At 65.5% G+C, this 17,194-nt stretch carries 13 protein-coding genes and 1 pseudogene; 6 read left to right on the top strand and 8 right to left on the bottom strand.

Going from position 1 to position 17,194, the window contains the following annotated elements; translation table 11 throughout:
* Nucleotides 1-22: 22 nt before the first annotated feature.
* From tagD to JFC09_RS11795, 3 genes are all read right to left on the bottom strand, one after another.
* On the bottom strand, nucleotides 23-412 hold the full coding sequence (tagD, locus tag JFC09_RS11805; protein ID WP_198394228.1) for a glycerol-3-phosphate cytidylyltransferase: 390 nt from the start codon (nucleotides 410-412) through the stop codon (nucleotides 23-25).
* Nucleotides 413-443: 31 nt separating this feature from the next.
* A complete protein-coding gene (locus JFC09_RS11800; protein ID WP_198394227.1) occupies nucleotides 444-1,724 on the bottom strand; it encodes a stealth family protein in 1,281 nt (426 codons plus the stop codon).
* A 488-nt stretch (nucleotides 1,725-2,212) separates the two neighbouring features.
* Nucleotides 2,213-3,367: a CDP-glycerol glycerophosphotransferase family protein gene (locus JFC09_RS11795; RefSeq protein WP_198394226.1), complete on the bottom strand. Its 1,155-nt coding sequence runs from the start codon at nucleotides 3,365-3,367 to the stop codon at nucleotides 2,213-2,215.
* Nucleotides 3,368-3,932: 565 nt separating this feature from the next.
* Between JFC09_RS11795 and JFC09_RS11790 the strand changes: the two genes are divergently transcribed.
* From JFC09_RS11790 to JFC09_RS11780, 3 genes are all read left to right on the top strand, one after another.
* The gene (locus JFC09_RS11790; protein ID WP_198394225.1) at nucleotides 3,933-5,399 is read left to right on the top strand and encodes an outer membrane protein assembly factor BamB family protein; all 1,467 of its coding nucleotides are present in this window, start codon (nucleotides 3,933-3,935) and stop codon (nucleotides 5,397-5,399) included.
* Nucleotides 5,400-5,453: 54 nt separating this feature from the next.
* Nucleotides 5,454-6,458 (top strand): aldo/keto reductase family protein, encoded by a 1,005-nt coding sequence (locus JFC09_RS11785; RefSeq protein ID WP_198394330.1) that lies wholly within the window; start codon nucleotides 5,454-5,456, stop codon nucleotides 6,456-6,458.
* Nucleotides 6,459-6,648: 190 nt separating this feature from the next.
* The gene (locus JFC09_RS11780) at nucleotides 6,649-8,250 is read left to right on the top strand and encodes a polysaccharide pyruvyl transferase family protein (protein WP_198394224.1); all 1,602 of its coding nucleotides are present in this window, start codon (nucleotides 6,649-6,651) and stop codon (nucleotides 8,248-8,250) included.
* A gap of 87 nt (nucleotides 8,251-8,337) precedes the next feature.
* Here JFC09_RS11780 and JFC09_RS11775 read toward each other — a convergent pair whose 3' ends face one another.
* The gene (locus JFC09_RS11775) at nucleotides 8,338-8,937 is read right to left on the bottom strand and encodes a TetR/AcrR family transcriptional regulator (protein WP_198394223.1); all 600 of its coding nucleotides are present in this window, start codon (nucleotides 8,935-8,937) and stop codon (nucleotides 8,338-8,340) included.
* A 171-nt stretch (nucleotides 8,938-9,108) separates the two neighbouring features.
* Between JFC09_RS11775 and JFC09_RS17130 the strand changes: the two are divergent.
* Together JFC09_RS17130 and JFC09_RS11770 are read left to right on the top strand one after the other, a co-directional pair.
* Nucleotides 9,109-9,420, top strand: a pseudogene (locus tag JFC09_RS17130) (YqeB family protein); the annotation flags it as partial.
* 56 nt (nucleotides 9,421-9,476) lie between these two features.
* Nucleotides 9,477-9,830 (top strand): CysS/YqeB C-terminal domain-containing protein, encoded by a 354-nt coding sequence (locus tag JFC09_RS11770; protein ID WP_198394222.1) that lies wholly within the window; start codon nucleotides 9,477-9,479, stop codon nucleotides 9,828-9,830.
* Nucleotides 9,831-9,906: 76 nt separating this feature from the next.
* Here the strand turns inward: JFC09_RS11770 and JFC09_RS11765 are convergent, their stop codons facing one another.
* Nucleotides 9,907-11,598 (bottom strand): potassium channel family protein, encoded by a 1,692-nt coding sequence (locus JFC09_RS11765; protein WP_198394221.1) that lies wholly within the window; start codon nucleotides 11,596-11,598, stop codon nucleotides 9,907-9,909.
* A gap of 222 nt (nucleotides 11,599-11,820) precedes the next feature.
* Between JFC09_RS11765 and JFC09_RS11760 the strand changes: the two genes are divergently transcribed.
* On the top strand, nucleotides 11,821-12,003 hold the full coding sequence (locus JFC09_RS11760; RefSeq protein ID WP_198394220.1) for a hypothetical protein: 183 nt from the start codon (nucleotides 11,821-11,823) through the stop codon (nucleotides 12,001-12,003).
* A 1,360-nt stretch (nucleotides 12,004-13,363) separates the two neighbouring features.
* Here the strand turns inward: JFC09_RS11760 and JFC09_RS11755 are convergent.
* The 3 genes from JFC09_RS11755 to JFC09_RS11745 form a co-directional block, all read right to left on the bottom strand.
* Entirely contained in the window at nucleotides 13,364-14,395 is a 1,032-nt protein-coding gene (locus JFC09_RS11755; protein WP_198394219.1) for an alpha/beta hydrolase fold domain-containing protein, read from the bottom strand.
* A gap of 106 nt (nucleotides 14,396-14,501) precedes the next feature.
* The gene (locus tag JFC09_RS11750) at nucleotides 14,502-16,268 is read right to left on the bottom strand and encodes an ABC transporter ATP-binding protein (RefSeq protein WP_198394218.1); all 1,767 of its coding nucleotides are present in this window, start codon (nucleotides 16,266-16,268) and stop codon (nucleotides 14,502-14,504) included.
* Complete coding sequence (locus JFC09_RS11745; protein WP_198394329.1) at nucleotides 16,265-17,089, bottom strand: ABC transporter permease; 825 nt, start codon at nucleotides 17,087-17,089, stop codon at nucleotides 16,265-16,267. Before JFC09_RS11745 ends, JFC09_RS11750 begins: the two co-directional genes overlap by 4 nt.
* Nucleotides 17,090-17,194 lie beyond the last annotated feature (105 nt).

Raw genomic sequence — 17,194 nt, 5'->3', positions numbered from 1 at the left:
GCGGTCAGACGGGCACGGCCGATCAGACGGTTCCGAGGTCGCTCTTGATCCGCGTCGTGGAGATCTCTGGGGTGCGCGGCAGATAGATGACGTCGACCTTGTCCTTCAGGAAGTCGAACTCTCCTGTCCAGTCATCACCCATGACGAAAGTGTCGATGTGGTACTTTTCCATGTCCGAAACCTTCTGCTCCCATGTCTCCTCAGGGATGACGAGGTCCACGAAGCGGATCGCCTCGAGCATGTTCTTTCGATCTTCATACGAGAAGTAGCACTTCTTGCCCTTACCGGCGTTGAACTCATCAGTCGAGAGCGCAACGATCAGGTAGTCGCCCTGTGCCTTGCACCGCTGCAGGAGGCGGATGTGCCCGTAGTGCAGCAAGTCGAATGTGCCGTAGGTGATCACTCGGCGCATATCAGTCTCCTTTTGCTTCTGTGACTAGTCGTCATATCCCACGCCTGAAAGAACTGTCGGTCAACCGCTCGAAGCTTGATGCAACGGGGAACCGATCAGCAAGAAAATCCTTCACTTCTTCGGCAATGCGGCTCTCAGCATCTGAAGGCACGCTGGTCTCATTGAGACACAGAACGTCAAGATCTTGACGTCGGCGCGCTCTGTCGAGCCGTAGGCCCAGATCGTTGCTTGCCAGATCAATGAACTGGTAGGAAAGCTGACCTTCGACCGCTTTTCCGCGGACGTACGCCTCGAGATGGTGGAGCGACGAGGCAATGGAGAGGTCGTCCACATGGCGGAAACTCGAAGCCGCAACCGACGCGAACACGCCCGGAGCATCGGCCTCCATCGCCTCCAGCACACTTTTCACCTGCGGGTGCGGCGTGTGCTTGAACCGGTGAGTGACCGAACGCTGATTCCTCTCCTCCAGGTATTCGCGACCCCGCTTCGCTGCTGTCATTACCGGAAGATCACCGTCAGTGACTGCCCGGATGTCCAGCGGCACGATCGAGGGGAAGAACTTGGCCAAGCCGTTCCCCTCGAAGAAGAGCTCGGGATCAGTGGGACGCATGAAGAAGACGTCATCGTTGAGGTACACGTAGCGATCAGTGAGCCCGGCTATGTGGTGAAGCTGGGATTCGATCGCATGCGAGTTGAAGACTGGCAGCGCTGCGGTGTCTGCGAAGATCTCCTTGTGGTCGACCACCGTGAGCTTCGGATGGTTGAGGTCGAGCCAGTCAGGTACCTGTCCATCTGTGACCAGGTAGATGTGGTTGAACCACGACGCGTAGTACTCGACTGAGCGAAGTGAGAACCTGAGTTCGTCCCGGGACGTAAAGCGCGATTCGGCGGTTGCCGACTCTTCCACCGCAGCTGGATCAACATCGTCGCGCTCCGCGAGCATGCGTGCACGCCATGCGGGGTCAGTCCCGTCCACCCAGGTGTAGACGAGGTCGATCGGCTCGGTCACCCTGCGAATGTGCGGCGCCGGAAGCTCGATACGCGAGTCACAGCTGTCGATCGCCCGCCGCCAGACTTCCGGGGAGAGGTACTCCACGAGGGTGTTTCTCGTGCTGTGGCGTCGACGGAGCGTGCCCGCAGGATACGAGGCACCGTCGGCGTTCGAAGACCCGCTGGGCAGCTCTTCCCACAATTCGACGGCCACAGCCTCTGCGGGTGTACTGAGGTAGCGACCGTTGGGAGCCTTCACCGTACGAAGGCAGAGCACCGTGGCTACGTTCTCCGGATGCTTCTTCGCGGCCTGCTGTCTCATTCGTGCCCCACGCGCATCGAGTGGCCGGACATCCCACACGTCTTCACGGGATAGCCCACCGAGTGCACCCAGCACCCGACCTGCATCGTCGCTTCGCGCGACAAGAATGGGGCGGAAGAGGCTCAGCCGTGGCAGTTCGACGAATTCGACACCTGCTTCCGCCAGCGACGACCGGACCTTGCGGAGGCTGATGCCTTGTTCACCACGCGCGTCATAAGGGCCCTCGCCCGTGTCTCGCGGTGCTGACGACCGTGCGGGGGGTGCAGCCCTCTTCGTCGTAGCACTTCGCGCACGCAGTTCTCCGTGCCGAAGCCGGGAGAGCCAACGCTTCTGTTGAGGAGACAACCGTCCTGCCAGCGCCGCACGCACAGCAGAGGATGACGTCCGCAACACTTGCACGCTCCTCAGTCGATCAACAGGTCAAGGCACTCGTCTCCGGAACATCGTAACCCTCTACATTCAGCGCCTGGCCATCTGTGTGTCGCCCATCATCCATCCTGTGACAGGATGCGCTCCCTCTGATCGACGACGTGGCGGATGGCCTGCGTGAACCGGTGTATCTGCGCGCCGGGTTCCGTGTCTCCGAGGTAGTAGTGCGACGCCTCCGCTAGCAGAAGCTGTTCACGCGCTCCGGCATCGCCTGAGTTGTCTGAATCGTTCTTCACGACGTCGCCCAGGACGGAGTTGAGTGTGCCGAGCACGGTGATGACGGCCTCGGGCGCGACCGTCGGCAGGAATGACGGGACTCGGCTGAACAGACCACCCGGGACGATGTCCGCCCGCCCATCAGCAGGACGGATGAGTGCCAGGGGTTTGCCCGTGGAGAGCCAATCGAAGGCGATGGCCGACATCTCAGCGATACAGGCATCTGCCGCCGTGAACTGCCAACCGATGTCTGTGGTCGTGTCGACGAAACCGCCTGCTCCTTCGACAAGGGCACGCAGTTCATCATCCGCTGCACGGAACTGCGGATCGAGGAAACCTGTCCGTGGATGAGGACGATAGATGATCTGCGCGTCTGCAGAGATCAGCGTCCGCGCGAGCCGCGGGCCGCTCACCGGCAAGGTCCCGTACGCCATCGAGGGGGAATCGCCCTCCCATGTGGGTGCCCAGAAGACCACACGGCGCGAGTCCTTGCTCTCGTCTGATGTCGCAGCGAGGTGCTCCGTCCATTTCTGTGGCACGGCAGAGGGGCCGTCGAGCTGAGGCCTGCCCACGTCGATCATGCGGTCGTCCGCGAACCCGATGAGTTGCGATGCGATCCGTTCCCGCGCGGCCGTGCCTGCCGTGAACACATAGTCATAGGCCTTCAGCTGATTCGTCACCATCGACGACTTCTCGCTCTCGCCGTGCGACATATGGATGTGAGCGGGACGCGGGTATCGGAGGGCATGGAAGTTGAGCGGCGACTGGTTCACGTAGAGAACGCAACGGACTTCGTTGCCACCCAACACAGCGTCGAGGTCCGCCATCCTTCTGCCGAAGCGGACCGGCAGAGTGGTCTGCGCGGCCAGTACCCGAGCGGTCCGCGCGCTCCGACAGAGGATCCCGACATCCAGGTACTGAGCCAGTTGCTCCAGAGGCCACCGCCACTGCTCGAGCTGGTATGCGGAGGCACTGTCCCCCGCGAAGTGGACAACCACAGCAAAGGAGTCTTCAGGGTGGGGACCCAGGTCACGATGTGCGGAAGCCGCGACCGCGCGATCAGCCACGATGTCCGCGGCCCGCCGTGTCACGTGGACTGCACGCTTGACGGGCCCGGGCAGGCGCACACCCACACGCGCACGCCGTGACGAAGATTTCCGCGGAACCTCCTGTGCCGTCGCTCCATTTCGTCCCCTCGGCACACCGACAGCGGGATCGAAGGAACTTGCTTCAGGCGTGGGTGCGGGATCGATACTGCGGGTCATGGGGACACAGTAGCGGTGGAGACACCCACCATGGATGGGATCCTCACCGAATCGTCCGCATCTCGGCCAGTAGACGCCTCGCGTATTACTATGTGACCGCTCCGAAACACTCGATCGCACAGCACGCGACCTGGTCTGCGATCAAACCCGCCGATTCATGCGGTCGCGTCCGTCCCGGTTGATATAAGGAGGTATGACCCTCACGTCGCGCCGGTCCCGGCTTCACGCCGCCGCACTGTGCGCTGCCTTCGCCCTCTTGGCCTCCGCCTGTTCGGCGCCCGACGATGCTGTCAGTGATGTGACGCCATCGGAAACTCCAGGCCCCACTGCCGCGTGGGGCGAGTGGGCGGACGTGGACGAACTCGTCGCGCCCGTCGGATCGACGGAGGACAGAGTCATCCTGTCCGGCCTCGATGCTCCGACGGTCATCGCGCTCGACCGCACCACCGGCGAAGAATCGTGGCGCCTAGGAGAATCACCAGAGAGCACGTCGGAGGACCCCGACGGTGAGGCGATCGACGAAGACGACTGGGGCGACTCATGGGACTCCCCCGGCTGGGAGCACGGGCTCGTTCTGCACGACGACCGCCACGTCTACACCCAACGCGAGTCAGGCGACGGATCCTTGGTCGCCTACGACATGGACGACGGCCACGAGGTCTGGCGCGCTTCCCCCGGCACGATCGACCCCTGCGCCCCAGCAGACGGTTGGCGACTGTCACCATCCCGCACACAGTCGTATGAGACGGGAGAACAGGACCTGCTCATCATGTCGCACCCGGACATGGCAGATCTGTCCTGCCACGACGGGCCCAGCGCCACCCATCCAGGGAAACTCGCGATGGCCGTCATCGACACGGCGACCGGTGACATCGTCGGAGAGCCGGTGAAGGTCGCGGGCAACGCGATCCCGGGGATCGCGATGCCGGACATCACCGGCCAGTTCATCGACACGCCGTACGAACTGCAGGGCAGCGTGAACGTCATCCGACACGACCTCACATCCGGCGAAGCCCGGTGGGCGATGCTCGACTACCCCCAGGACTTCTCTCGATTGGAGTCCTCCCCCGTCGTCTCTGACATGGGTGGCGAGCGCTTCCTCATCACGTACCAGGGCGGAGAGTCCGTCCAAGCGACGGTGGACGATTGGTCGCCCGATCACATGGAGACGGGCGACGTCTCCACTGACGAACTCGGATACGAGGTCCCCTGCGAGTACCGCACCCTTCGCAGCAGCGACGGGACACCGTACTGCCTGATCCTCACCTCCTCCCCGAACCCCGGATACACACCGAAGTTCATCGCGGACGAGTTCGAGGCGTCGACGGGCACAACGACCGGCGGTCAGCTCGAATCTCACGTGCCGGCAAGCGTCTTCGAAACCGACGAGTACTACGGAGTCGTCCACGACCGCGACACGGTCGAGAACGACGCATACATTCCTCCGGCCACGTGGGACACGGAGTACGGAGCTCTCGTCCTCCCGTCCGATACCGGACTCACCGCCGTCGGGCTCGGGACTGAGGACTCCCGGTGGTCCTGGGATTCTGGCGAAGGCCCCGCCGTCGGCGCGCACGTGGTCCCCGGCGTGGACGAAGCGGTGATCGGCCTTGACCGTCGGACCGTGGGCCTCGATGTCCGCACCGGCGAACAGCTGTGGGAAACGCCGTCGGACGGCCCCGTCTTCGGCGTGGGCGACGTCGTCGTGATCGCCGACTACATGTCCTCGACCACCCAGGTGCGGACCACCCTCCCATTAGGCTGAGACCAGTCCCACCGAACACTCCGGTCGCGTATGCGCGGCAGAAAGGCGGCGATCATGGAATACCGCTACCTGGGCCATTCCGGCTTCAAGGTCTCCGAGGTCACTTACGGAAACTGGCTCACCCACGGTTCGCAAGTGGAGAACGACATCGCGACGCAGTGCGTGCACGCCGCACTGGAAGCCGGCATCACGACGTTCGACACCGCAGACGTCTACGCGAACACGAAGGCGGAGCAGGTCCTGGGCGACGCTCTCAAGGGGCAGCGCCGTGAGTCGCTGGAGATCTTCACGAAGGTCTACAACCCCACAGGCCCCAAGGGACCCAACGACAGCGGCCTGTCGCGCAAACACATCATGGAATCGATCAACGGCTCCCTGCGCCGCCTGGGCACCGACTACGTCGATCTGTATCAGGCACACCGCTACGACTACGAAACGCCACTCGAAGAGACGATGCAGGCCTTCGCGGACATCGTCCGTCAGGGCAAGGCCCTCTACATCGGCGTCTCCGAATGGCGGGCAGAAGAGATCCGTGCCGCCCACACGCTGTCGAAGGAACTGGGCATCCAGCTCATCTCGAACCAGCCGCAGTACAACATGCTGTGGCGGGTCATCGAAGAAGAAGTGATCCCCACGTCACAGGAACTGGGCCTGTCCCAGATCGTCTGGTCGCCCATCGCGCAGGGCGTGCTCACCGGCAAGTACAAGAAGGGACAGGACCTGCCTGCCGGTTCCCGCGCCACGGACCAGTCGGGCGGTGCCCGCGCGGTTGAGCGCTACCTGACGGACGACTACCTCGACGCGGTTGCTCAGCTGGAGCCCATCGCCGCAGGCCTCGACCTCACGATGGCGCAGCTCGCGATCGCCTGGGTGCTGTCGAACGACAACGTCGCCTCCGCGCTGGTCGGTGCATCCCGCCCCGAACAGATCGAGTCGAACGCCAAGGCCGCGGGCGTGAAGCTCGAAGCCGACGTCCTCGCACAGATCGACGCGGCAATCGGCCACCTGGCGGAGCGCGACCCGGCGAAGACCGTCTCCCCCGCGACGCGCCCCAGCTGAGACTCGCTGCACCCCGTGCCCGTCACGGAAGCACTCACTGCCTCGTCATCCTGTTGACCGCTGGGTGACGAGGCAGTGAACTCTGGGGGCAAGTGCCGTGCCAGACCCCTCTCCGTCGCAATGGGCCCCTAGGCTCGCCGGAGCCCACCGAAACGGTCTGGGCTCTTCCGACGAAGCATCGAGGGCTCCCATGCGAATAGTGTTGATCGGCGACATCGGGTGGACGAACTTCTACCACTTGGGCGACGAGGCGATGACAGAATTCGCCCTTGAAGCACTGCACGCACGGGGTGCCTCGCACGTCACGCTCATCGCAGGGAATCCCTCTCACGCCGCAGAGCTCTACGGGGTCGACACCCTGCCGCGCATCGGCTTCACGCCGGGACGACCCGCCAATCGGAGGCGCCGCGACCAGGTGCTCGCTACGGCTTCCGGCGCTACAGACGCACTGCCTGCCCATGATCCTGCCCACGCCATCATCACCGCGGTTCGGGACGCAGACGCGGTGCTCATCGCGGGCGGCGGCAACCTCAACTCGATGTTCGCTCACCACCTCTACGAACGGTCGACGCTCGCGGCGCTCGCCCGCCTGTTCGGGAAACCGTATGCGCTCACGAGCCAGACGGTGGGCCCCCTGGTCTACGACGATGATCGCGACCTGCTCGACGAACTCTTCACGCACGCGCAGCTCGTGGGCTGCCGCGAAGCCCACACCCTCGCCCTCGTCGCAGACCTCACCGCCGGCCGCGCGCGGACCGCACCGCAGATGGACGATGCGTATTCACTCGCAGCGGGCCCGGACGATCACCGTGCCGTCGAAGCGTACGCCCGCGAGCCGTTCATCCTCGCAAGCTTCGCCGAACGCGGGTCCTCCCCCACTCTGACCGATCACCGCTACCGCACGACTCTCATCGACGCCACACGGGAAATCGCCGACCGCACAGGCATGCCTGTGCTCCTCGCCCCGCACGGCGGTGCACTGCCCCCGGCCCCGGAGACCCGCGACCAGCACACCGATCGCGTCATCGCAGAGGCCGTGAGCCGTCCCGGTGTCACCCCGCTGCCGATGCTCACGGCACGTCAGGTCGTCGCACTCACGTCTGCGGCCAGCGCAGTGTTCGGCACCCGCTACCACGCCGGCATCTTCGCAGCCGCCGCAGGCGTTCCCTCCGTCTCCCTCGCCCCCAACCTGTACTCGTCCGTGCGGATGCGTGGCGCAGCAGCGAACGTCGGGATGCAGGAGTTCGTCCTGCCGTTCCACGCACCGGCTCGGATTGTGAACACGGTCGTCGGTGCTGCCGATGACACAGAAACCCGCTCTGCCCTCACCCGCACGGCGAGCGTGCGCCACGTCGAACACCGTGCGTGGTGGGACTTCGTGATCGCTTCCATGATGGAGGCGCCTACGCACACAGACACGGAAGACTCCACGGCTCCCGCTCACATGGCCGCGCCCGTGATCGCGAACAGGCACATCGATGACGTCGAGGTCGCCCACGCGCAGCTGGACACCGTCGAAGACGTGGGCCGTGTCTCCGCGCAGTACGACCGTCGGGCGGTCCTGGCCGATCGAGACCGTCACATCCTTCGTGCGCGTGTCGAAGAACTCGAAGCGCACAAGGCACGGCTCTTGCCGGAGAAGAGCGAGGCACCTTCAGCACTCGAGCAGAGAGTCACGGACCTGGAGCGGCAGACAGCGCGCCTGCGGACCCTTTCCGCACAGCTCGGAAAGGTGGAGCGGACGGTCTCACGCGCCGCTCGTTCGACGCTCCGCCGAGTACTCGCCCGATAAGCCCGCGAGCGCCCCGTGATGCGGAGCTGATCGTTCAGGGCTCATCGCGCAGTGCTGCACGTGCACATATCCAGGAGTGCCCCGAACTCACTGCTGGTACTGGAGGTACCCGCGCAGGGTCCTCCGCAGCTGCTTCATCGGTTCTGCTGAGACGCCGCCGTCCATCGTTCCCAGGTACACCGCGCCGATGAGGTTCATGATCCACTGAGCGCCGGCCTTCGCATCGAGGTCAGTGCCTATCTCCCCGCCCTCGATCGCACGAGTGAGCAGTTCTTCGATACCTGCCCGCTCTTCGTCGTCCACTTCTTCGAGTGTGGTCCGCACGTCCTCATCACGGTGTGCCTGCAACATCGCTTCGAGGACTAGCTGCGACACAAGAGGGTGCTCCGTCGCAGGGTGCGCAAGATGTTCGACGAACAGGATCAATGCCTCAAGCGGCCGATCACTATCGCGCAGGCTCTCCAGCTTCTCACCGGTCTCGTCACGATCATCCGTGAGGACCGCTATGAAGAGCTGCTTCTTGCCGGTGAAGTGATGATAGAGCCCACCCGGACTCGTGCCCGCCGCTTCGCAGATCATCGCCGTGGTCGTCCGCTCGAACCCGTGTTCCGCGAAGAGTACCGCAGCTGCGTCGATGATCCGCTTGCGCATGGCAGCCCGCTTCACCGGATCGACAGTCCGAGCCACCAGTCCTCCTTCGGCAGTACGTGAAAGCGGCGATCTGCGGCTTCTTCCACCAGCGTATCCGATTCACAGACTGACCGCTCGGTTATATACTTGAGATGCGCTGGCCCCTCCACCTCGAACACAAGGGACCCCCTGACCGCCACCTCACGTCGTCACCTCTGGAGCCCACCGATGAGTACCTCCTCGACCACAATCACACTCGACCGCCGCTTCACCCCCGCTTTCATCGGTGTGGGAGCAGTTGCAGGCCTCGCTCTCGCACTCATCGCGGGCCCGCTCACCGCATGGCTGCTGGGGCGGCTGGACTCCGCCCCCGTCGCCCTGCGGATCATCGCGGAGTTCCCCCTCGTCGTGTCAGCACCAGTGCTGACCGTCGCTGGCGCAGTGGCAGGCTGGTTCGTCTTCGCCATCTGGGAGGGCGAAGTGGGAACCGTGACGATCGACGGGGACAGCGTCCTCATTGCGCACGAGAAGACCGCGACCCGATTCGCTGCGGAATTGCGCACGAGAAGACCGCGACCCGATTCGCTGCGGAAGAGGTGGCTGAAGCATTCATCGACGGGGACCAGCTGGTACTCGTTGATCACACCGCACGCGAGCTGTCCCGCACCACGACGGAGGCCAGCCTTGAATCCGGTCTGCGAGCCGCCTTCGAATCCCACGGATACGACTGGTACGGCAGGGCGGATCCGCGCGAAGCCGCGTTCATCCCCTGGGTCGACCGCGATGCGCACTGTGGGGCGGACGACCATGCGCTGCTGCGCGCCCGACAGCGCGCGCTCACGGACAGGCGAACCGGTGAGGCTGCGACGCTGCGCGACGAATTGAGTGCGCGCGGCATCGTCGTCCGTGACAGAGGCGGGGCTCAGCAGATCCGCCTCCTCGGCGAGTGAGCTGCTCCCTCTACCTCTGCGCGGCAGAGTCGACAATCCGCCCGGAAACCGGAGAGCGCTCCCCCCGGGTCGGCGGTCAGGAGCCCTTCACGTACTTGTCGCGGAACGACCTTTCGGCATGGCGGTCTCCCAGCAGCACCAGGCTGCTGATCTCCCGACTCTCCAGATGTTCGGGGTCGACCACCAGGTCGCCCTCCGAGTCGAGCCCGCCGATGATGTGACACCCCGTCGCGTCATGCACCTTCTCGTCCCGGAGGACGATACGGGTGAGGGACCGCGGACGCGGCACGGAGAACAGTTCGTTCCCTTCCGCGATGACGACGCGATGGGCGCGTCCCAGCTTGTTCCACAGCGAAGTCGCCCCGATCGTGGCGTACGACAGCACGCTGTCCGCCCCCGCACGGTACAGAGTGGCCACGTTGCGTTCCGACGTGGCGCGGGAAACGATCTGCAGATCCGGCTTCAACCGTCGGCAGTACAGCGTGAGGTAGACATTGAAGTCGTCGTCCCGCGACGTGACGACGACCGCGGAGGCGCTGTCCAGTCCCGCAGTCTGCAGGACGTCGATATCAGCGGCATCACCTTCGACCACCGTCAGGTGAGACGGTGTGCGCCCGGCGACCTTCTCGACGATCGTCGACCGCACCCCGGATTCGTCGAGTGCTTCCGCGACAGCCCTCCCCACCCGGCCCCCGCCGAGGATCAGAACCGGGTCCTCACTCCCCAACAGGCTCTGGAACTGGTGGTCGAAGGACGACAGGTCTTCCTGGGTTCCCGCGAGGATCAGCACGGCCCGCTCGTCGATCCTGGTCTCCGGCTTCGTCGCGCGCAGCCGCCCGCGCTGCATGACCGCAATGATGCGGACGCCACCCTCGATATGATCCTTCGCCTGCCCCAGCGTCAGTCCCACCAACGACGCGGTGCGCACCGCCGCTTCAGCGATGAGGGTGCGCCCGATGGAACCCACGACGTGAGCGCGACCGCGCGTGCCGAGCGCCCGGTTGGCCAGTTCGCGCCCCAGGGTGGAGCTGAGTTCGAGCACGTAGTCCGCGCCGGCCAGCTCCAGCACGTCGACAGAGGCGTCCTTGGCAGCCGTCACCGCGATCTTCACGGACTTGTTGGCCTGACGAACGGTGAAGGCGACGTTGGTGTTCGTCGTGTCAGCGTGCGTCGATACGACCATCGCCGCGCGCTCTACTGCGGCCTTCCGGTATGTCACCGGCGAGTCAAGGGGTCCGACCATCACGTGGTAGCCCTCGTCGAGGAGCCTCGCGGCTTCCGCTGAATCCTCGACGAGCACGACCGCAGGGGTTCGAGCTCTCTTCGCTCGCGCGATCAGAGTCTGGGTCACCGTGCCGAATCCCACCAGGATGACGTGTCCGCGCATGGAGTCCGGGACTCTGCGCGGTGTTCTCGCCTTCTCCCGCTGCTCCATCCACGGAGACACGACGAACCTCACGAACAGGAAGGGCAGGAGGATGAGGATGAGCAGGACACCACTGGCGGTGACGAACATGGAGAACAGCCGCCCGAGGTCGGACGTGAAGGTGACATCCCCATAACCAAGCGTCGACATCGTCGTCAACGTCCAGTAGAGGGCATCGATCCAGCCGTGCGACTGCCCCTCCCGTGCCATGAGAGCACGGAAGATCGCGCTGTATGCAGTCAGCAGAACGGCAGCACCCAGCAGCATCCACAGCGCAAGCTGCACCCGACGGCGGATCTTCCTGACATTTGTCGTGCCGGATTCATCCGAAACGTGCCTCATCGTGCGCTCCGCTCCCGCTCTCTCCATCACCCGGCTCACACACGGCCGTCGACGCGATGTCCGGCGATCATGCGGCACCGCTCACGAAACGGAGTCCGTGCATGTGTCTGACGGATCAGCTTAGTCGCAGTGTTCGATGCGACCGCTCAGAGAACCCCGCTGCGTCGCGTGCTGTGCCGTACTATGTGACCGTGGAGTAACTCCACGCTTCTCACACTTCTCGTGACTCCAACTGCTGTTTTCTTCTCACCCTCGGGCAGCACAAAGAATGCGATGCTCCAGGTCAAGCCGGGCTCGAAACGGAAGACAGTCAAGACGGTCAACGTCAAGAAGGGCAAAGCCTTCTACACCGTGAAGTCCTCGAAGGCGAAGAGCTACCGCTTCATCGTCGACAAGTTGAGCTGAGGGATGACGGCCGCGTCGCAGACCGCGAAGACGTGACCTCACTCTCGCGGGAGGCCGCCACCCCGGACCCCCGCTGAAGCCAAGGCGAATTGTGTTCACTAGCGAATCGCGCTAAAATGACAGCTTATTCTATTTTAGTCTCGAAACACTTGGAGTGTCATGGCGCTACGCGGCATCAGCAGTATCGGTCACACCGGCGCAGATGCCTTAGGCGCGAAGAGTCGCAGTTCGCGACGCCAGCTGATGAAGACTGCTGCATGGGCAGCACCTGTTGCGACAGTCGCAACCGCAGTCCCCGCCCTTGCCGCCAGCCAATGCGAAGAAGCGACTTTCACAGCCCAGGCGCCAATAGGAAGCGGTCCGAACGCCACCGCCGCGCGCACAACCGACTTCACGGTCCCCGTAGGAGTCACGTCCATCACATTCGAAGTAGTCGGTGGAACCGGCGGTACCAGTTCGATATACACCACGGCTCAGCCCGGTCGGGTGCGCGGTGAACTTGCCGTCACGCCAGGCGAAATGCTCAGGCTTACAGTGGGTCAGGGCGGCTACAAGGCGGGAGAGCACGTCGGTTTCACTGGTGCCGCTGGCGGCGGCGGGTACGGACCGGGCGGCGACACCAGCTACTCCCCTGTGAACGGACCAGGGGCGAACACTATGGTCGCCGCTGGGTCTGGTGGTGGAGGATCCGTCATCCTTTCGGGCACGACACCGCTGATCGTTGCCCCGGGCGGAGGAGGGCAAGGACAGTCGACTCACAGCAAACCGGCAAACCAACCCGCTTTCGGTTACACAGCTACCGGAACGGCCTTCAACACTCTTGAACAGGGCAACCTTGGCCGGAAGGTGTGGGTGAGCAACGGAGGCGTCGCATCAGCCGATACTCCCGGCTCAGGGGGAGATCTCAGCGGAGCAACAGCCTCCGGTGGATCACCGTGGGCCCGCGAGAGCCTCGGTCAGAATGGAGCTGCAAGACCTGGCGGCAGCGGCGGGGACGGCGTCTACGAGTGGAACTCGTACACGAGAACAAACGGCACTGTTCTGCGCAATCACGTGGTATCGGCTGGCGGCGGTGGCGGATACGCTGGAGGGGGCTCCGGCGGAGTGTCGCGAGCCCGGTGGGACGCCGCCCCGAACACATTGGTGTCCGCCGGTGGTGATGGCGGCCGCGGCAGTAACTACATCTCAGCTTCTAGGGTCAGCAATAACACTGCCGATACGCTCAGCGGTCAGGGTGCAGCTGATCGGCGGACTCCGGGGCGGATCGTCCTCACCTACACCGTGTGTCCCTGATGTGAAGCACGCCCCGTCCTACAAACCGGGGTGCTGCTCGACAACTGAACGTCCCCCAGCACGCTCTCTACGCCTGCGCGAACCTCGCCGCTGCGAACAGAGCGCCTTCCGCGAGCGTCTGGTTCGCCGCGTCGAGCATCCGCCCGAAGTGGACGTACGAATGCAGGACCCCCGGCACCTCCCGGTGGTCGTGCTCCTGCCCCGCACGTCGCAGCACCTCCGCGAACGCCGTCGAATCATCAGCCAGCGGATCCAGTTCCGCTGACCGCAGGAACACGGGTGGCAGACCGCGCACGTCCGCGTCGAGCGGGTTGACGTACACGCTGCGGGCATCCGCGGGATCTTCGTAGAGCGCGTCCATGAACCCGGACAGGTCGTCCATCTTCATGCCGTCCCAGTCGCCGCCCCACAGCCGCCGGGCCGCGGAGTCCCGCAGGCCGAACCCGCCGTAGATGAGGATGAGGGACCGCAGCCGCGCGAACACGTCCGGCGCTTCGTCCCGCAGCATGAGCGCCCCGGCGATCGACAGTCCCGACCCCGCGGAGTCCCCCGCGAAGGCCAGCCTGCTGCCGTCCAGTCCCCACTCCGCACCGTTCTGCGCGACATGTGCGGCGACGCCCACGCATTCGCGCAGCGCCTGCGGATACTTCACCTCGGGCGACAGCGAGTAGTCGACCGCGACGACGGCGGCACCGCTGTGGTGGGCGAGCATCCGCTGGATCCGGTCGTGCGTGTCCAAGTCACCCAGCGTGAAGCCGCCGCCGTGGAAGAACAGGATGACGGGCAGGCCCGCATCCGCGGACCCCACCGCGCCCGAGGCCGCCGTCACCGGCCGGTGGATCCGCACCGGGACGTCCACCCCCGCCGCCTGCACGGTGGTGTCCTCCGTCGATGCCATGACCGGGCCGCCCTCGTTCCAGAAGGCGCGCTCCTCGCGGTAGTCGAGCCGCGCGGCCTCCCACGGGTCGTCCGGCAGGTCCAGCCGCTGCCGCCGGTGCACCTCCTCCACCAGCTGGTGGTGCAGCACCGCCCACATCTGCGGGGTGAGCTTCTCCTTGAGATATGTGGGCAGATCCTCGACCGGCGAACGTGCCGTCATCGGTGTCTCCTTCCGAACAGTGTTGCGCGCGAATGGTGTCACTGCCGCCGATGGCCCGACCACGCAGGTCGGGCCATCGGCGGCAGCAGGGGTCGGACGTACCGACTCAGAGCTGCGGGATGTCCTCCAGCAGCGCCTTCGTGTAGGCGTGCGTGGGGTTCTCCAGGACCTCGTCGACGGTCCCCCGGTCCACGATCACACCCTTGTTGAGCACGGCGATGTGGTCGGACACGTGCCGGGCCAGCGTGATGTTGTGGGTGACGAAGAGGATCGACAGTCCCCTCTCCACCCGCAGAGTGCCCAGCAGGCCCACGATGGACGCCTGCACGGACACGTCGAGCGCACTCGTGATCTCGTCGCAGACCAGCACGCTGGGCGCGTTGACCAGTGCACGGGCGATCGCGGCACGCTGCCGCTCACCACCGGACAGGTCACCCGGTCGGCGATCGTAGAACGACCGGCCCAGCCGGACCGCGTCGAGCGCGTCCTCGACCGTCGCGCGGTGCTCGCTGCGCGGCAGGCGGCGGCTCATCTCCAGCGGCACCGTGAGCGATTCGCCGATCGTGCGCCGCGGGTTGAGCGACGAGAACGGCGACTGGAAGACGTACTGGACCTCCTGCCGGTGGGCAAGGCTCCGCTTCCGGGTAGACGGTGCCAGTTCCTCCCCGCGCAGTCGCACGGACCCCGTGTATCCGTCGATCAGTCCGGCGATGCACCGCGACAGGGTCGTCTTGCCGGACCCGGATTCGCCCAGGAGCATGAGGGACTCCCCCGGCTGCAGCGTCATGTCGATGCCGTTCAGCACAGTGTTCGACCCGTACCGCATGCCCAGGTCCTTCACGTCGAGCAGGAAGCCGTCCTGCCCGGCCGCGCCCGCCGTCGAATCCGACGCGCCCAGTCCGGTGCTGCTCTCCGTCGCCGCGGATGCCACGACAGACGCATCTGCGGCCGCACCGGTCTCCCCGGTCTTGTCCGCGGACACCTCCGCGAGCGCTTCCTGCACCTGCGAGATGCTGCCCGTCGCCAGGGAGAGGTCCTTGCGCCCGGGCAGGTCCGGGACGGCGGCCAGCAGACGGGAGGTGTACTCGTGCTGGGGGCGGGCCAGCACCTCGGCGGCGGGGCCCTCCTCCACGACGTCACCGCGCAGCATGACGGCCACACGGTCCGCGAGCTCCGCGACGACCGCCAGGTCGTGCGTGATGTAGAGGCTCGCAACATCGTGCTTGCGGGTCATGTCGCGGATCGTGTCGAGCACGTGGGCCTGCGTGGACACGTCCAGGCCCGTCGTCGGCTCATCGAGCACCAGCACGTCGGGGAACATCGCGAACGCCATCGCGATGCCGATCCGCTGCTGCTGACCACCCGACAGCTGGTGCGGCCAGCGGCGCTGGTACTCCGCGGACGACGGCAGCCCCACGTCCTCGAGCGCCTCCGCCACACGGGCGGCGCGCTCCTGCGGGGATTCCCCGAACCCGTGGACGTCCAGCACCTCACGGATCTGCTCACCCACCCGGATCGCCGGGTTGAGCGACAGCGCGGGGGCCTGCGGGATGTAGGCGATGCGGTGACCGCGCAGCAGGCGCCTGCCGTCCGGGGTGAGGCTGGACAGCGTGAACGGGTCCGCATCGCGGGGGAAGATCTCGATATCGCCCCCGGTGTGGACGAGCCCGTCACGATAGTGGCCCAGGCACGCCAGGCCGGCGGTCGTCTTGCCGGAACCGGATTCGCCCACGAGCCCCAGGATGCGGCCGCGATACAGCTCGAGCGAGATCCCGTGCAGGATCTCCGCCCCACCCACGGCGCTCACGCGCAGGTCGTCGATCCGCAGGACGGTGGACAGCTCCGTCTCAGCCGGTGCAGGTGCGGTGGTCATGCGTTCCCCACATTCGTCGAGGCGTTCGCGCGTGCGATCGCGTCCGCCAACAGGTTGGTCCCGATCGTCAGCACGGCGATCGCCGCGACGGGCAGGATGACGCCCCACGGCTGGACGCTCAGCGCGATCCGGTTCTCGTTGATCATGAGGCCCCAGTCAGCGGCCGGCGGCTGCATGCCCAGCCCCAGGAAGGACAGGGATGCGATCGAGCCGATCGAGTACGTGAGCCTCAGCCCCGCCTCGACGCTCAGCGGCCCCGTGATGTTCGGGATGATCTCGCGGAAGATGATCCGGGATCTGGGCATCGCGTACATCTCCGCCGCACGGATGTAGTCCTCGTTGATGACGCTCAGGGTCGCAGCCCTGGCCACCCGCGCGATGCGGGGTGCGTGCGTGAGCCCGATGACCAGGATGAGCACCCAGCCCTGCGGCCCCAGCACCACGATCGCGAGCATCGCGAACACCAGCTGCGGGATGGCCAGCAGGACGTCGTTCACCCGCATGATGACCGCGTCGACCGTACCGCCCGTATAGGCGGCGACGATGCCGAACACCGCACCCGCGACCATGCCGATGACGGTCGCGGCGACGGAGTAGAGGACCAGCAGCGTGCCGCCGGCCATGAACCGGGAGGCGACGGAGCGGCCCAGGTCATCCGTGCCGAACGGGCCGGTGGGCTGGAAGGGACGGTCCGCGAACTCCGTGGGGCTGTAGCCGGTCACCAGCGGTGCCAGCAGGGGCCCCAGGAACGCGAGCAGGACGATGATCGCGGTGAGGATGATGCCCACGCGACCCTCCGACTGCCCCCACACGCGCCGCATGAGGGAACGCGGCTTCGACGCGGACTGCTTGATGTCGGTGCCGGCGCCCTTCTCACCGTCCGGCCCGACGGCCGAACCGGGGGCACCCGGCTGTCCGGGCGCGGT

Origin of the sequence: Brevibacterium yomogidense (assembly GCF_016107685.1) — a bacterium.
In the GTDB taxonomy this organism is placed as follows: Bacteria; Actinomycetota; Actinomycetes; order Actinomycetales; family Brevibacteriaceae; genus Brevibacterium; species Brevibacterium yomogidense.
This window is presented reverse-complemented; position numbering and strand designations above follow the sequence as displayed.

Excerpts from the sequence above, each read along its gene's own strand:
- JFC09_RS11800 (WP_198394227.1), bottom strand. The coding sequence starts at position 1,724 with ATGAGACAGCAGGCCGCGAAGAAGCATCCGGAGAACGTAGCCACGGTG.
- JFC09_RS11785 (WP_198394330.1), top strand. The coding sequence starts at position 5,454 with ATGGAATACCGCTACCTGGGCCATTCCGGCTTCAAGGTCTCCGAGGTC.
- JFC09_RS11755 (WP_198394219.1), bottom strand. The coding sequence starts at position 14,395 with ATGACGGCACGTTCGCCGGTCGAGGATCTGCCCACATATCTCAAGGAG.
- JFC09_RS11745 (WP_198394329.1), bottom strand. The coding sequence starts at position 17,089 with ATGCGGCGCGTGTGGGGGCAGTCGGAGGGTCGCGTGGGCATCATCCTC.
- JFC09_RS11780 (WP_198394224.1), top strand. The coding sequence starts at position 6,649 with ATGCGAATAGTGTTGATCGGCGACATCGGGTGGACGAACTTCTACCAC.
- JFC09_RS11750 (WP_198394218.1), bottom strand. The coding sequence starts at position 16,268 with ATGACCACCGCACCTGCACCGGCTGAGACGGAGCTGTCCACCGTCCTG.
- JFC09_RS11765 (WP_198394221.1), bottom strand. The coding sequence starts at position 11,598 with ATGAGGCACGTTTCGGATGAATCCGGCACGACAAATGTCAGGAAGATC.
- tagD (WP_198394228.1), bottom strand. The coding sequence starts at position 412 with ATGCGCCGAGTGATCACCTACGGCACATTCGACTTGCTGCACTACGGG.